The organism is Sorangium sp. So ce204, from assembly GCF_051526795.1.
Lineage (GTDB): Bacteria > Myxococcota_A > Polyangia > Polyangiales > Polyangiaceae > Sorangium > Sorangium cellulosum_B.
Genome location: NZ_CP150317.1, coordinates 12,274,513 through 12,288,770, shown reverse-complemented (window position 1 = coordinate 12,288,770; position 14,258 = coordinate 12,274,513). Strand labels below are relative to the sequence as shown.

Genomic DNA, 14,258 nt, shown 5'->3' with positions numbered 1-14,258 from the left:
CCGGGAGCATCCGGGTGGCTTAGAAATTCAGCCTGAAAGCCCCGCATCCCCCGCGATTACGACAAGCTCATCTTTAGTTCCAGGGACGACGACGCCACTCGACGATCGGCGCTACGACCGGGTGCTCTACGTCCACATGGCGGCGCTCGCGACTGTGGAGGGGAGACCATTTACCGCCGAAACGCTGACCGGCAGCACGCTAGCCTAGGGCACCGGTCACGTTGAGCGAGCGAGAAGTGAACCGCCAAGGCGCCATAAGACGCCAAGATTTTTGTGATTCTCTTGGCGTCCTTGGCGCCTTGGCGGTTCGAATTCTGCTCTCTTCTGGCGGTTTCAACCCGTTTGTCGCTCTAGAGCGGCTTTCAGCCGAGTCTGCTACAGCCCGAGCTCGACCGCACCGGATCGTGGCACAGGACCTGCCCAAGGTCTGCCCCATGAGTCCGTACAGTCTCGATCTGCGCCGGCGAATCGTCGATGCCTACGTCAACGGCGAGGGGAGCATTCGCGAAATAGCGGAGCGTTTCTCGGTCGCGCCGAACACTGTGCAGAATTACCTCACCCAGGTGCGCGCGACAGGCAGCCTTGCGCCCTTGCCGCACGGTGGTGGAGTGGGGCCGAAGATCGACCGGGCGGGGCTGGATGAGGTGCGCAAGCTGGTCGAGGAAAAGAACGACCGGACGCTGGCCGAGTTGGCTGAGCAGTTCGAGCAGCGGCAGGAGGTGCGTGTCAGCATCCCGACGATGCATCGGGCGCTGCAGCGGCTGGGCATCACGAGAAAAAAAAACGCTTCGAGCGAGCGAGCAGTATCGGCCCGCCGTCCGCAAGCGCCGCGCTCAGTTCCGGCGGCGAGCACGAAGAGTAGGCGCACGCCGCATCACCTTCTTCGACGAGTTCGGTCTGCATCGCGGGATGGCGCGGCGGTGCGGTCGTGCGCGTCGCGGGCGTCGGGCGCACGGCAGGGTGCCGTGTAACACCGACCCGAAGATCACGCTCATCGTCGGGCTGAATCTCGGCGGCGCTGTAGAACCGATGGCCTTCGAGGGGTCCATGAACGGCGCCATCTTCGAGGCGTACATCCGCGACCGGATCGCTCCTCGAGTGCAGCCCGGCGATGTGATCGTTGTCGACGGGCTGGGTGCACACCGTGCTCCCGGTGCTCGCGCTGCCGTCGAGGAGCGCGGGGCAAAGTTCTGGATTTTGCCGCCTTATTCGCCTGACCTGTCGCCGGTGGAAGGCTGCGGCAGCAAAGTCAAGGAGCTCACCCGCGCCGCCGCCCCGCGCTCGGTTCCGCAGGTATACCGAGCCATGGGCCGAGCCATCGGTCTGGTAACTGATCGCGACGCCAAAGGTTGGTTTCAGCACGCCGGCTACATCCGTCCACCGCGTCGCCCACCTCCCTCGCGTGCCGGCGCAACCCGGAGGATGGCGCCGCCCGGCGAGCGCTCTCGCGCTCCGCCAGCGGGGATGCCCTGCAGCTGCCAGTTCGCAGGGTCATGGGGCCACCTGACGGCGTTTTTCGCAGGGTCATGGGGCCACCCCAATCGCAGGAGGATGGGGCCACCCGCGCGGGGGCGTGACCCAGTTTTTCGCAGGGTCATGGGGCCAGCTTTCGAGGTTTTTCGCAGCCTCATGGGGCCAGCTCGGGACGCCGCGGTCGGGATCTGAGACGGGCTCCTTCCGACGACGGCGCGGGTCGCCGTCGGAAGGAGCCCGATGCCCTACCGAGAGCTGATCATGGTTGACATCAAGGAAATGCTCCGCCGTCGTGCGGCGGGGCAGAGCGCGCGTCAGGTGGCGCGCGAGACGGGGTTCGATCGCAAGACGGTCGGCAGGTACTTCGAGGCCGCGGCGACGCTGCCACTGCCGCTCGACCGCGAGCCGACGGACGAGGAGGTCCATGCGATCGCCCAACGCGTGCAGGCGCGCCCGGTGCCCGACGCGAGCGACGAGAGGAAGCAGATCGACGCGCATCGCGTGCGTATCGAGGCCTGGCTCGCTCAATCTCGCCCGCTGAAGCTGCGGAAAATCCACACGCTGCTCCAGCGCGACCACGGCGTCACGGCGAGCTACGACACGCTCTGGCGCTTCGCCAAGGAGGAGCTCGCGTGGCGCAAGAAGACGCCGACGGTTCGTGTCGCGGATACCGAGCCCGGCGAGGTCGCGCAGGTCGACTTCGGCCTCATGGGCAGGCTGTTCGATCCTGCGACGCAGCGAGTTCGCAACCTGTGGGTGCTCGTGGTGACGCTCGCGTACAGCCGCTACCAGTTCGTGTGGCCGTCGTTCGAGCAGACCACCGTGGCGGTGTGCGCGGGCCTGGATGCGGCGTGGCGCTTCTTCGATGCGATGGCGCGCGTGATCATTCCGGACAACATGAAAGCCATCGTGCTGCGCGCCGACGAGGTCGCCCCCGTGCTCGCGCCGGCCTTCCTCGACTACGCTCAGACGCGCGGGCTGTTCGTGGATGCCGCGCGTGTCAGGTCGCCGAGAGACAAGGCACGTGTCGAGAATCAGGTCGCCTACGTGCGGGAGAGCTGGTTCGACGGCGAATCGTTCACGAGCCTCGACGACGCGCGCGCGTCGGCTGAGCGGTGGTGCCGCGACGTCGCCGGCGCGCGCGTCCACGGCACGACGCGCGAGGTACCGCGCGAGGTGTTCGAGGCGCGCGAGAGGAGCGCCATGAAGCCGGCGCCGGCAGCGCCGTTCGACGTGCCGCACTGGACCGACGCGAAGGTCCACCCCGATCATCACGTGCAGGTGCTCCGGTCGCTCTACAGCGTGCCCACCCGCCACGTCGGCAGCACGGTGCGCGTCCGCGCCGACAGCGCGTCGGTGAGGATCTACGCCGGCACGGAGCTCGTGAAAGTGCACGCGCGCGTCGCGCCGGGCAAGCGTTCCACCGATCCGAGCGACTACCCCATGGGCAAGGACGTCGCGGCGGTGCGCGACGTCGCCTCGCTCATCGCGAGCGCGAAGAAGTGCGGAGTGCACGTCGGCGTCTACGCTGAGCGACTGCTCGCGGTGCCATTGCCCTGGACGCGCATGCGGCTGGTCTACGCGCTGCTGCGTCTGTGCAAGAAGTTCGGTAACGGGCGTGTCGAGGCGATCTGCCAGAGCGCGCTCGCGTTTGATGTCGTCGACGTGCAGCGCGTGGCGCGCATGCTCGAGACGGCGAAGACGCCGGCGTCACCGTCCACGGGTCAGCGCACGGTCGTTGCGCTGCCCACGCCGCGGTTCGCGCGCAGCACGGAGCACTTCGCGACGCGCATGCCGGCGGCTGCCGCGACCAAGGAGGACTCGTGATGAGCGCGAGCGAAGTCGACCCTGCGCTCATCACGGCGCTCAAGCGCCTTCGTCTCGGCCGGATCGCGGCGACGCTGCGCGAGCGTCTCCTGGTCGCCGAGAAGCAGTCGATGGGACACGAGGAGCTGTTGCTCATGCTGCTCACCGACGAGATCGCGCGTCGCGAGGCCAGCGCGACGGAGAGCCGCGTACGCGACGCCGGGCTCGACCCGGCCATGCGCCTGGAGCTCTGGGACAAGACCGCGAAGGTCAGCTTCGACAAGCGTCTGCTCGGCGGGTTCACGAGCCTACGCTTCCTCGAAGAGCACAAGCACATCGTCATCCTCGGCTCTGTCGGCGTGGGCAAGACCTACCTCGCGAACGCGCTCGGACACCTCGCGTGCCAGCACGGCTACAGCGTACGCTTCTTGCGCGCGGACGCGATGCTGCGCAGGCTGCGCCAGAGCAGACTCGACAACTCACGCGACGCCGAGATGGTCGCGCTCACGACCGTCGACCTGCTCATCCTCGACGACTTCGCGCTCGAGGCGATGAACAAGGAAGAGAGCCGCGACGTGTACCAGCTCTTCCTCGAACGTACAGGCAACGCTTCGATGATCGTCACGAGCAATCGCGACACGGCCGAGTGGCTCGCGATGTTCGACGACGTACTGCTCGCGCAGAGCGCCGTCGATCGGTTCAAGAACGCGGCGTTCGACTTCATCATCGACGGCGAGTCGTACAGACCGCGGCTCAAGCCGAAGCTCGACGAGAGCACCACGGCCGCGCCGGTGCCCGCGCGCAGCAAGCCGCCAACCCACCCACGCGGCAGGCGGCGATGACCGCTGCGGCCTCGGCGAGGACGTCGAGCCCGGGGCCGCGCCTCTGACCCCTCGCTCCGATCGGCGTGCCTCGCCCACCCTCGTCGACGGGAGCGCGGGTGTCGCTGGGGGCGGGGTGAACCTGCCTGCTCCTGAGCGTCGCGGACCCTGCCGGGATCTGCCGGGGGCCTGGGTGGCCCCATGACCCTGCGAAAAGAGAGACGTCGCCGGTCGCTGCGCGCCCGGCTCCGGGGACCTCGACACGCTTCGCGGTCTCGGGCATGGTCGAGACCGATCACGGCGTCTCCCCCCTGGCCCCATGACCCTGCGACGGGGTGGCCCCATGATCCTGCGACGTGGCACTGCAGCATAGGGAATCAGTGAGCCCGAGCAGCAGCTTTTGTACCAGACCCAGCTGAAAACCGCTCTAGGGCACCGATCACGTTGAGCGAGCGAGAAGTGAACCGCCAAGGCGCCATAAGACGCCAAGATTTTTGTGATTCTCTTGGCGTCCTTGGCGCCTTGGCGGTTCGAATTCTGCTCTCTTCTGGCGGTTTCAACCCGTTTGTCGCTCTAGTGGGGCATGGCGACGCCAGCCGGCAACTCGTCTTCCTCGGGCACGTCGCCAGATTCGGCGCGACGAATCTCGTCCTCGAAGGCGAGCATCAGCAGAGGCCTCAGCCGCTCGAGGTCCTTCAGGCCACTAACATATACGCGGCTCTTCCCGACGTTTTCGCTCGGCGCGTCGACCTCAAATCCGGGCGCGAGCAGCGTTGCTCTGTCGGCGGGGACTTTGGTAACCACGGACTTGCGCTTGCCGTCGAAGAACAGGCGAACGAACCACTTTTTCGTGTTCCCGATGTTGATGCCGAAATAGTTAACCGCGTCTCGGTAGTGAACCTGGGCCTTGCTGGCCGCTGGAGAGTCGGCGCATATGCGACGAACGACCTCGTAGGCGTCCAACTCCTCTTGGGTCGTGACGACGCCTTTCCCGTTCTCCGGAGCTGAGTCTCTTGAAGGCGGCGCAGCCTGCGGGGGTGGTTGTGGTATGGGCGGGGGCGGGGGCGGCGCGGCCACTGCGATGTCCTGCGTCTCCTGCCTGATCGATCTGGTGGCCATGTCGAGCAGGGTTGTCTGGATAGCCTTGCGTACGATCGGTATGAATTTTTCGACGCGCTTCGCCGTGAGCTTGCCCGTCGTGATGTTCAACTCGCCGAGAATGAAGCGCGTGAACTCTTCTGTCGGGTTGCGTAGCACGTCGTTGATGTAGGCCGTCATTCGCCCGGTGAAGATTATGTCTTCCGCGCGCGTTCGCACAGTTCCAGCATCGAAGTTGTCCTTGGAGAACGCATCGAGCGTTTCGACGTCTCTTTCCGCGAATTCGAGCACATTGAACTCGAAGAACGGTCGCTCGCCCATGATGTTAGGTTCTTCAAGATCGGTGAAGAACATGTATCGAACGCCATTCGTGACAACCGCCACCTTGACGGACGGAGTCGAGTTGAAATACCGTGACAGCTGGCCGCTGTGCGTGTTCGGCTCCGCATCGGCCGGCTTGCACTCGATGAACATCACCGGCACGCCATTGATGTAGATCGCGTAGTCGACCTTCTCGAACTGACCGTTGCTTTTCTTCTTGGCGAAGTCGGCCACATACTCAGGGCGAACCTCCGTCGGGTCGAACACGTCGTAGCCAAGTGCTCCAAGAAATGGCATCACGAGAGCGTTCTTGGTCGCCTCTTCGCCGATCGTGTTTGGGAGCCTCTTCCGAACTTGCTCCGCAAGACGCCGCATGTTGTCAATAAGCGCCATCGTTGCCTCCTGCTCCAGCCGAGCCATACTTGGCTAGGAAGCCTGTAAGGCTACGCGCTCGGCGAGATGCCAGTCAACTGCGCGGTCTTGGGACAACGGTAGCCGTCGTGGTGGTGAAAGGTATTACCTGGGTTCCATTCTCCGCTTGCGCTCGGGCCGAACCAGCGGTTCCACTCGGGCGTCGTCCCGCTGGACCTCGCGCTCGCCGGCGGCTGCGCCGTATGGCTCCATGGGTTCGGCCGCGCGGAGGATCGACGCCTCGGCGGTGGTGGCAGAGGGGCGGGAGCTGTGGGGCGGGTGGGTGCGGCTCAGCGCCGAACGCTGGCCAGCGTGTCTCGTCGACGAAGATGGCCGACACAATCGGACGATAATGCAGATTTAATTTGAGGCTGCCACCGAAGTTCGAGCAGGAGCAGCAGAGGCGACGCCTGGAGCCGGCATGGCCCCACGACCCAGCGCCGTGCCAGCATGCACCAGCCCCGTCGCCGCTCATTCCTCGCGTGGGCTCGAGGCGGCTGGTGGCCCCCGGCTCACGAAGGGCTTCCCTCCACGCCCTCCGGGGAGGGCGTCTCCACCGCCTCTTCCCCGCCTGCCACGCGCCCGCTCCCGCCACCGTCGCTCTCCCGACGCCTGTCCGACGCACTCTCCTTCCTCGGTCGGCCCGAGTTCGGCCGGCCCGCGGCGAACAGCGAGGGGAACCGCTCCTGCACGCGCGCGCTCCTCCGCCACAGCCACAGCGCCGCCGCCCGCACCTCGTCGTAGCGCCGGCAGAGCAGCGTCCAGACCCGCACGTACCGGCCGTAGGCCTTTCGCGCCTTGGGCGTCATCGCCGTCGAGCGCCGCTGGGCCATCACCCCGGCCAGTTCCCGCGCGCGCGCCGCGTCCCCGGCCCGGTAGAGCTTCCGGTCGTCCTTCACCACGTCGGCGCGAAGCTCGTAGATCCGGGCGTATCCGAGCAGGTCGTTCGCGAGGTCGCGGTGCCCGGTGCCGGGCCGCAGACGATCGAGCTCCGGCCTGATCGCCGGGTCGTCCGAGAGGTGGTACTCGCATAGCGCCTGCATGCGCCCCTCGATCTCCGTCGCCTCGCTGACGATTTCGATGGGGAGCCGCGCGTCCGTCGTCGTGAGCGCGCCGGCGGCGCGGGCCTCGGCCAGCGCATGGAGCGCGGCGAAGCACACGAGCTCGAGCTCGTGGAGGTACGTCATGTCGAACTCCTCCCGGGGCAACAGCGCGAAGCGCGCACGAACGTCGGGCGAGGACACGAATCTGGCGACGCCGAGGGCCGCATACGTGGCCGCCTCGACGTCCAGCCTCACGGTCACGAGGTCGGCCTCGGCGAGGCGGTCGAGCGCCGGGGCGAGCGCCTCGAGCGCCTTCTTGCCGATCGCGGGAGAGTAGATGGGCGAGGGATACGTCGGCTCTCCAGCTGGCATGGCGGCCGCGGAGCGCTTCTTCGACTTGATCACGGCAGGCATATCTCTCCTCCTGAAGTCTCCTCGAAAAGGGAGTCTGTCGGCTGCGTTCGACCCGGGCCGTCGCCTCGCCACGCAAGCAGCGCGAGCGAACGATGGACCCGTGCCGGCGGGACCGAGCGCGCCGCGCGAAGGGGCTCCGTCGCCCGGCGTCCTTCCGTCCCGTCGAGGAGATAAATCGGGAGCTCGACCCCGATCGGGTCACGAAAATCGACCCGAGCCCGTCGTTTTCCTCGTCTCTCCGTCCGGCAGGCGCCCCTGCACGTCCGGAGATCCGTCGGCACGAGAAAGAGACGCCGGCGAGGCTCTCGGTGGGGGGCTCGGTCGACTGCGGTCAGGTCATCGTGCGCTACAGGCAATCTTGACCGTTGTGGGTCAACGTTGACCGTCACCCCCGGCAGCCTCCGTCCAGAGCTCGAGCTCTCCCCGGAGCCTCCCGACAGCTTCCAAGCAGAGTTTCAACTCACCCGGGTGGCTCCCGCCAACGTCCGGCCAGAGCTCGACATCTCCCCGGAGCCTCTCGACAGCTTCCAAGCAGAGTTTCAACTCACCCGGGTGGCTCCCGCCAACGTCCGGCCAGAGCTCGACATCTCCCCGGAGCCTCTCGACCGCTTCCAAGCAGAGTTTCAACTCACCCGGCGACTCCCGGTAGGCTCCGCTCTGAAGTTCACCACCTGCCGGTCGGCCACGACGTGCCGCGCTCGCGAGCAGCGCTCTATCCTCGTGCAAGCCCGGGATCGAACCCGAAGCCCCTTCACGAGGACCCGATGAAGCGCTGCACCCGCCTCCTCTTCCTGATCGCCGCGGCGAGCTTCGCCTCCGCGTGCGGCGGCGGCGACGACACCGGCAACGGCGGCGGCGATGGCGGCGATGGCGGCAACGGGAACGGCGCCCTCCTGTTCGGCCCCTACAAGGACACCGGCGTCCACATGAACTGGAACACCAGCGTGATCTCCACGAAGGTGTCAGGGACCCAGATCGTGTTCGCCGACGACTTCAAGGCCGCCGGCGGCGACGTCGTCAGCCTGGCCTTCGCCACCGGCGAGTGCGGCGACGAGCGCTGGGGCGACGTGCCCGGCGCGGCGATGGCCGCCGCCAACGTCCCGGTGCTCGAGGCCGCCGGCGTCGGCTACATCCTGTCGACCGGCGGCGCGGCGGGTTCGTTCACGTGCGGCTCCGACGCCGGCTTTGCGGCCTTCCTCGATCGCTGGGCCGGGCCGCAGCTGGTCGGCGTCGACCTCGACATCGAGGCCGGCCAGTCGCCACGGGTGATCGCGGCGCTGGTGCAGCGCCTCGAGGCCGCGCACGCCGCGTACCCGAACCTGCGCTTCAGCCTGACCCTGGCGACCCTCGCCAGCAACGAGGGCGCGCCGACGGCGCGCTCCCTCGGCAGCACCATCGGCTCGAGCCTCAACGCCCTCGGCGACACCGCCATGGCCGCGATCGCCGACGTCTTCGGCTTCGACGGCAGCGCGGCGACCTGGCCCAGCCACGTCACCGTCAACCTGATGACCATGAACTACGGCTCGCCCGGTCCCGGCGTGTGCGTCGTGTCCGGCGGCCAGTGCGACATGGGCCAGTCGGCGATCCAGGCCGCGTACAACCTGCACGATCACTTCGGCGTGCCCTACGCCAACATCGAGCTCACCCCGATGATCGGCGGCAATGACGTCCGCGGCGAGCTCTACACGCTCACCGACGTCGACGAGACCGCCGCCTTCGCCAGGTCCCAGGGCCTCGCCGGCGTCCACTACTGGTCCTACGACCGCGACGTCGACTGCCCGATCGGCGCCGCCTCGCCGGTGTGCAACTCCCTCGGAGACGCCGGCACCCGCGGCTTCCTCGCCCGGTTCCTCGCCGCGGGGCTCTGACCACAGCGCGACCGCGCGCGGCGGAGCGGCCGGAGTACGGGGTGAAGCGGCCCTGCGCCCCGGACGCCGCCCGGCCGTGGGGCCAGAACGACCCTCCCGATCCCGGAAAACGGGTGATGGCGGCGACGAGGTGCGGCCACACAGCCTCGACCATCACCTCGGAGGTACCGGATGCGATGCGGGACATGGCTGTCACTCTTCGCTCTCCCTGCGCTCGCGACATGCGCGGCGGTTCCAGACGAGCCGCCCGGCGCGCTCTCGGGGCAGGAACCGCCCGCGGCCTCCGGCGCCGGCGAGGCAGCCGCCTGCAGCGCCCTCGCGCCCGCGGGGCCCGTGCTGAGCCTCGCGCAGCCGGGCACGGACCTGCTCGATCCTCAGTGGGTCCTCGGGGCCAAGGACGCGCCGGTCTATCTCTACACCTCGGCGGCGACCCCGGCGGGGGATCGGATCGTCCAGCGCGTCACCCTGGATCCCTGGTCAGCGCAGCCGCCCGCCTTCAGCGAGCCGGCGCGGGTGCTGGACGCAAACCACCAGACCATCCCGGGCGATGCCTTCGCGGCGGCGCAGCTCTATCCGCTCGACGAGGATGACAACTTCGAGTCCGTGGTCGTTTACCGAGCGCGCGATACGACCCGCTTCCCGGATCCCCTGTCCCCAGGCGGCATTTTCAGGGTCGCGCGCGCCTGGAGCGAGGGCAGCGAGCCCTTCTCTTCATGGTCGCGGCACATCGGCATGCACTACGGCGAACGCATGGTGTCGTTTCGTTCCTCAGGGGCGCAACAGCTCGCGATCGCCGAGTTCCGCGAGCCGGGCCCGCGGTACTGGATGGTGGTCAACACCGTGTCGGAGGGGGTGGGCCGCTCGACGGGCGGGATGCACGTCGGGTGCGCAACAACGCCCGTCGCCTTCGATGCGGCATGGTGGAAGCGAGTGGATGAAGAGGATACGGGATGGGTGCTGCGCGACTGGCTCTTCGGCGCCGCGCTGGGCGCGCCCACCGATTGGAACCCCAAGGGGCCCCTCTGCGACGTCAGGTTTCCAGGCGTCGGACCGGCGACGACCATTTACCTGGGGCGGTATTCCGCAGATGGCATCGGCATCGGCTACAATGGCATCGCGATGGCCTCGAAGGAGGCGATCCACGAGGCCGCGCCGGTCGCGCGCCTCCGCATGGCCCCCCGCCCGGACGGCGCGTGGCTCGCCTGGACCCTCGCGCCGCTCGAGGACGCGCCGAGCGCGCTGCGCGTCGCGCGCATGACCCCTTCGGCGGAGGTCGCGCTGCCCCCCATCACCGTCCCCTCGTGCTCCACGCCCGTCGCGGAATCGCTGGCCGCCGAGCAGGTGGACGGAGACCTGGTGGTCGCGGTCGTCGAGACGAACACGCGCGGCCAGGACCGGATCGTGCTCCGCCGCCTCGACACGGAGGGCACGTTGACCTGGATGACCACCCTTTTCCCGGGAGGGAAGGTCGAAGGCAGCCTGTCGATGCTCGCGCAGCGCGGTCGCGGGCTCTTGATCGCGTGGGCGGAGCGGCCGTCGAGCTCGTCCGCCTCGCGGCTGCGCGCGGTGCGCCTCGGGTGCGCCGAGGGGTTCGCCGCCGCCACGCCCGTCTGCAAGACCGAGGAGGTGATCCCTCAGTGACGCGGCGCGCGGCCGCCGGCCTCCGAAATTTGGCCCGCCCTCGCCCGGCGTGCGAACCCCGAGCCCGGAGACCTCTGCAAGGATGACCAGCCCTCGCTCCCACGCCGAGCTCGTCACGCTGCGCAAGCTCGCGCAGGACCTCGCCGCCCAGCGCAAGGAGCGCCTGTCGAGCGTGCACCTCCTCGCGGCCATCGCCATGAGCGGAGGCCCCGCCGCGGATCTGCTCCGCGATCGGCGGCTCGACGACGAGGCCCTGCTCAAGGCGACCCGCTCGGTCGACGACGAGGGGCCCGACCCGATCGGCCGGGCGATGGGGGGCGCGCGCGACGTCGCGAAGCGAGCGACGGCGAAGGAGCCCGCGGCGCTCCACCTGCTGCTCGCGCTCCTGTCCGACCGCAGCTCGGCCGCGCACCGCGCGCTCACCCAGTCGGGGGTCGATCTCGCGCGGCTGCGGACCGCGGCGCTCCAGATCGCGCTCGGCGTGGTGCAGGCGCGGCGGACGCCCGCGCGGCTGCTCCAGGACGGCGGCGCGCCGGAGACGCCGCCCGCGCCCGGCGCGACGCCCACGGCCCGCCGCGCCCGCGGCGAGGCCGCCGATCCGGGGCGCTCGCCGCGCTCGCCGCGCACGTCCCAGGAGCTGCGGCCCGCCAAGGGCGCCGGCGTCGCCGTCCCGGAGCTGCGGCCCGCCAGGGGCGCCGGCGTCGCCGTCCCGGAGCTGCGGCCCGCCAGGGGCGCCGGCGCGCCGGAGTCGCGGCCCGCCAAGGGCGCCGGCCCGGGCGTCACCGTGCCGCTCTTCCCGCCGACGCCGCTGTTCCCGCCGGGGCGCCCCCGCCCCGCCGCGGCGCCGGCCGATGCGCTGGCAGCCGCCGAGCCGATCGCCCTCACGCCCACCCCCTCCCCGGCGTCCTCGGCCTCCCCTGCCCCCGCTCCCGCCGCCTCGCCCGCCGCGCCCGCGCCGGGGCGGCCGCTCCCGCCGCTCGCGCCGCCGACCGCCACGAGCGCCGCCGCGAGCGCCGCCCTCGCGGCGCGCTTCACCCTCGACCGCGCGCGCTTCCCGGCCCTCGCCTCGCTCGGGCACAACCTCTCGCTCGCGGCCGTGCAGGGGGAGCTCGAGCCGATCGTCGGCCGCGAGCACGAGATCGAGCAGGCGCTCGACGTCCTGGCCAAGCGCCACGCGAACAACCCCTGCCTCCTCGGCCCGGCGGGCGTCGGCAAGACCTCGGTCGCGCGCGGCGTGGCGCACCGGCTCGCGTTCGACGAGCGGGAGCCGCGCGTCGTCGTCGAGCTCGTGCCCTCGGAGCTCCTCGCCGGCACCGGCGCGCGCGGCGCGCTGAGCGAGCGCCTGTCCGCGCTCCGGTCCGAGGTCCGCGAGGCGGGCGGGCGGGTCATCCTGTTCATCGACGGCCTGTCGGAGCTCTTCGGCAGCGGCGCGCTCGACGAGGCGATGGCCGAGATCAAGCTCGCGCTGGCCCGCGGCGAGCTCACGCTGATCGGCACCGCCACGCCCGAGGAGTACAGGAAGAGCATCGAGGTCGACCCGGCGCTCGCGCGGCGCTTCACGATCGTCGAGATCGACGAGCCCGAGGAGGACGAGGCGTTCCTGCTGCTCCAGAGCGTCGCGGTCGGGCTCGGCGCGCACCACGGGCTCGCGTTCACGGACGAGGCGCTGGCCTCGGCCGTCGCCTGGTCCGTGCGCTACCTGCCCGGGCGCGCGCTGCCCGACAAGGCGCTCTCGATCCTCGACCTCGCGGGCGCGCGCACGCGGCGGCGCGCGTCGTCCGCGTCGTCGACGTCAAACGCGCCAGGCGCGTCGCGCGCGTCAGGCGCGTCGCGCGCGGCGCTCCGTGAACCCGCGCAGCCCGCGCGGCAGGTGGGCCCCGCCGAGGTCGCCGAGGTGGTCTCCGAGCTCGCCGACCTGCCGGTCGAGCGGCTGCTCGAGACCGACCGCGAGCGGATGCTCTCGCTGGAGACGCTGCTCGCCGAGAACGTTGTCGGCCACGGCGAGGCGCTCTCGCGCATCGCGCGGGTGCTCCGCCGGAACGCGGCCGGCCTGCGCGCGCGCCGCCCGATCGGGTCGTTCCTCTTGCTGGGGCCGACCGGCGTGGGCAAGACGGAGACGGCGAAGGCGATCGCCGAGGCGCTGTTCCACTCGCCCGACGCGATGACGCGGCTCGACTTCTCCGAGTACGCGGAGTCGCACGCTGTCGCGCGCCTCGTCGGCGCGCCGCCCGGCTACGTCGGCCACGAGGCCGGCGGCCAGCTCACCGAGGCGGTGCGGCGGAGGCCGTACCAGGTGGTGCTGCTCGACGAGATCGAGAAGGCGCACCGCGACGTGCTCGAGGCGTTCCTCCAGGTCTTCGACGAGGGCCGCCTGACCGACGGACGAGGGCGGCGGGTGGACTTCACGAACACGGTCCTCGTGATGACCTCGAACCTCGGCGCGGCGGAGGCCGGCGCGCTCCGGTCCGAGCGCTCCGTCGGCTTCGCCCGCGCCTCCTCGGCCGTGTCGCCCGAGCGCCTCGGGGAGACGATGCTCGCCGCGGCCCGCGCCGCGCTCCCGCCCGAGCTCTACAACCGCATCGACGAGGTCCTCTGCTTCGCGCCGCTCACGCGGGCGGACGTCGCCGAGATCACGCGGCGGCTGCTCGGCGGCCTGGAGCGCGAGCTCGAGGCGCGCGGCGTGGAGCTGGAGGTCGAGCCCGAGGCGATCGACGCGCTGCTCGACGCCGGGGGGTTCGACCCGGAGCTCGGCGCCCGGCCGATGAAGCGCACGATCGCGCGCCTCGTCGAGGCGCCGCTCGCGGAGCTCATCCTGCGCGGCCAGCTCGAGGAGGGGTCGGCGGCGCTCGTGGGCGTCGAGCAGGGCGAGGTCGTGGTGGACGCGATCGCGCGGGCCGGCGAGCGGCGTTACGCCGCGTGCTCCAGCTGAAGCGCGGCGCTACGCCGCGTGCCTCAGCGGCAGCCCGAGCGACCTCGGGTCGAAGTACGCCCTGAACCGCGCGATCGCGCCGGCCGGGTGCTCGAGGACGCTCACGCCCTCGTACGAGAACTCGGCCCCGCTGGGCAGCGTCCCGCGGCTCGTCCACTCGAGGAGGGAAGCCGCATCCGACTCGGCGACGCACCGGAACTCGGACCGCACCTCGCCGAACGCGTGGCGGTAGCTGCGCCAGAAGTTGCGGGCGCCGTCGGGGCCGTGGAGCGGCCTCGAGATCGCCGGGTTGCTGAGCACGGCGTCGGGCGCGAACAGCCGCGCCATGGGCTCGACGTCGCCGCTCTCCTCGATCCGACGCAGGGCTTCGATGAACTCGCTCGCCTTGGACATGGTGCCTCCTGCGGTGCGTGTGCGTGCAAGGGGCGGACCT

The 14,258-nt window shown here is 70.1% G+C and carries 10 protein-coding genes; 7 read left to right on the top strand and 3 right to left on the bottom strand.

Annotation, left to right across the window (positions count from 1 at the left end; genetic code table 11):
- Positions 1-434: 434 nt before the first annotated feature.
- The 4 genes from WMF22_RS46495 to WMF22_RS46480 are packed head-to-tail and all read left to right on the top strand — an operon-like array spanning position 435 to position 4,121.
- Positions 435-971: an IS630 transposase-related protein gene (locus WMF22_RS46495; protein ID WP_437294639.1), complete on the top strand. Its 537-nt coding sequence runs from the start codon at positions 435-437 to the stop codon at positions 969-971.
- Positions 910-1,665, top strand: coding sequence for a transposase (locus WMF22_RS46490; RefSeq protein WP_438033928.1), 756 nt, complete (start codon positions 910-912; stop codon positions 1,663-1,665). Before WMF22_RS46495 ends, WMF22_RS46490 begins: the two co-directional genes overlap by 62 nt.
- 48 nt (positions 1,666-1,713) lie before the next feature.
- Complete coding sequence (istA, locus tag WMF22_RS46485; protein ID WP_438032050.1) at positions 1,714-3,300, top strand: IS21 family transposase; 1,587 nt, start codon at positions 1,714-1,716, stop codon at positions 3,298-3,300.
- Positions 3,300-4,121, top strand: coding sequence for an ATP-binding protein (locus WMF22_RS46480; RefSeq protein ID WP_437296943.1), 822 nt, complete (start codon positions 3,300-3,302; stop codon positions 4,119-4,121). Before istA ends, WMF22_RS46480 begins: the two co-directional genes overlap by 1 nt.
- Positions 4,122-4,673: 552 nt before the next feature.
- Here WMF22_RS46480 and WMF22_RS46475 read toward each other — a convergent pair.
- Both WMF22_RS46475 and WMF22_RS46470 read right to left on the bottom strand, forming a co-directional pair.
- Positions 4,674-5,912: a type I restriction endonuclease gene (locus tag WMF22_RS46475; protein WP_438033927.1), complete on the bottom strand. Its 1,239-nt coding sequence runs from the start codon at positions 5,910-5,912 to the stop codon at positions 4,674-4,676.
- 530 nt (positions 5,913-6,442) lie between these two features.
- Complete coding sequence (locus WMF22_RS46470) at positions 6,443-7,387, bottom strand: hypothetical protein (RefSeq protein WP_438033926.1); 945 nt, start codon at positions 7,385-7,387, stop codon at positions 6,443-6,445.
- Positions 7,388-8,151: 764 nt separating this feature from the next.
- On the opposite strand from WMF22_RS46470, the gene WMF22_RS46465 reads away from it, so the two are divergent.
- The 3 genes from WMF22_RS46465 (at position 8,152) to WMF22_RS46455 (ending at position 13,825) form a co-directional block, all read left to right on the top strand.
- Complete coding sequence (locus WMF22_RS46465) at positions 8,152-9,255, top strand: glycosyl hydrolase (RefSeq protein WP_438033925.1); 1,104 nt, start codon at positions 8,152-8,154, stop codon at positions 9,253-9,255.
- 171 nt (positions 9,256-9,426) lie between these two features.
- On the top strand, positions 9,427-10,896 hold the full coding sequence (locus WMF22_RS46460; RefSeq protein ID WP_438033924.1) for a hypothetical protein: 1,470 nt from the start codon (positions 9,427-9,429) through the stop codon (positions 10,894-10,896).
- A gap of 82 nt (positions 10,897-10,978) precedes the next feature.
- Positions 10,979-13,825 carry an AAA family ATPase gene (locus WMF22_RS46455; protein WP_438033923.1) on the top strand — a complete coding sequence of 949 codons (2,847 nt, stop codon included), beginning with the start codon at positions 10,979-10,981 and terminating at the stop codon, positions 13,823-13,825.
- 9 nt (positions 13,826-13,834) lie between these two features.
- Here WMF22_RS46455 and WMF22_RS46450 read toward each other — a convergent pair whose 3' ends face one another.
- Complete coding sequence (locus WMF22_RS46450) at positions 13,835-14,218, bottom strand: nuclear transport factor 2 family protein (RefSeq protein ID WP_437296250.1); 384 nt, start codon at positions 14,216-14,218, stop codon at positions 13,835-13,837.
- Positions 14,219-14,258 lie beyond the last annotated feature (40 nt).

What these genes read in the sequence shown, in the direction of transcription:
- WMF22_RS46490 (WP_438033928.1), top strand. Translation starts at nt 910, where the DNA reads ATGGCGCGGCGGTGCGGTCGTGCGCGTCGCGGGCGTCGGGCGCACGGC.
- WMF22_RS46495 (WP_437294639.1), top strand. Translation starts at nt 435, where the DNA reads ATGAGTCCGTACAGTCTCGATCTGCGCCGGCGAATCGTCGATGCCTAC.
- istA (WP_438032050.1), top strand. Translation starts at nt 1,714, where the DNA reads ATGCCCTACCGAGAGCTGATCATGGTTGACATCAAGGAAATGCTCCGC.
- WMF22_RS46480 (WP_437296943.1), top strand. Translation starts at nt 3,300, where the DNA reads ATGAGCGCGAGCGAAGTCGACCCTGCGCTCATCACGGCGCTCAAGCGC.
- WMF22_RS46470 (WP_438033926.1), bottom strand. Translation starts at nt 7,387, where the DNA reads ATGCCTGCCGTGATCAAGTCGAAGAAGCGCTCCGCGGCCGCCATGCCA.
- WMF22_RS46450 (WP_437296250.1), bottom strand. Translation starts at nt 14,218, where the DNA reads ATGTCCAAGGCGAGCGAGTTCATCGAAGCCCTGCGTCGGATCGAGGAG.
- WMF22_RS46455 (WP_438033923.1), top strand. Translation starts at nt 10,979, where the DNA reads ATGACCAGCCCTCGCTCCCACGCCGAGCTCGTCACGCTGCGCAAGCTC.
- WMF22_RS46460 (WP_438033924.1), top strand. Translation starts at nt 9,427, where the DNA reads ATGCGATGCGGGACATGGCTGTCACTCTTCGCTCTCCCTGCGCTCGCG.
- WMF22_RS46465 (WP_438033925.1), top strand. Translation starts at nt 8,152, where the DNA reads ATGAAGCGCTGCACCCGCCTCCTCTTCCTGATCGCCGCGGCGAGCTTC.
- WMF22_RS46475 (WP_438033927.1), bottom strand. Translation starts at nt 5,912, where the DNA reads ATGGCGCTTATTGACAACATGCGGCGTCTTGCGGAGCAAGTTCGGAAG.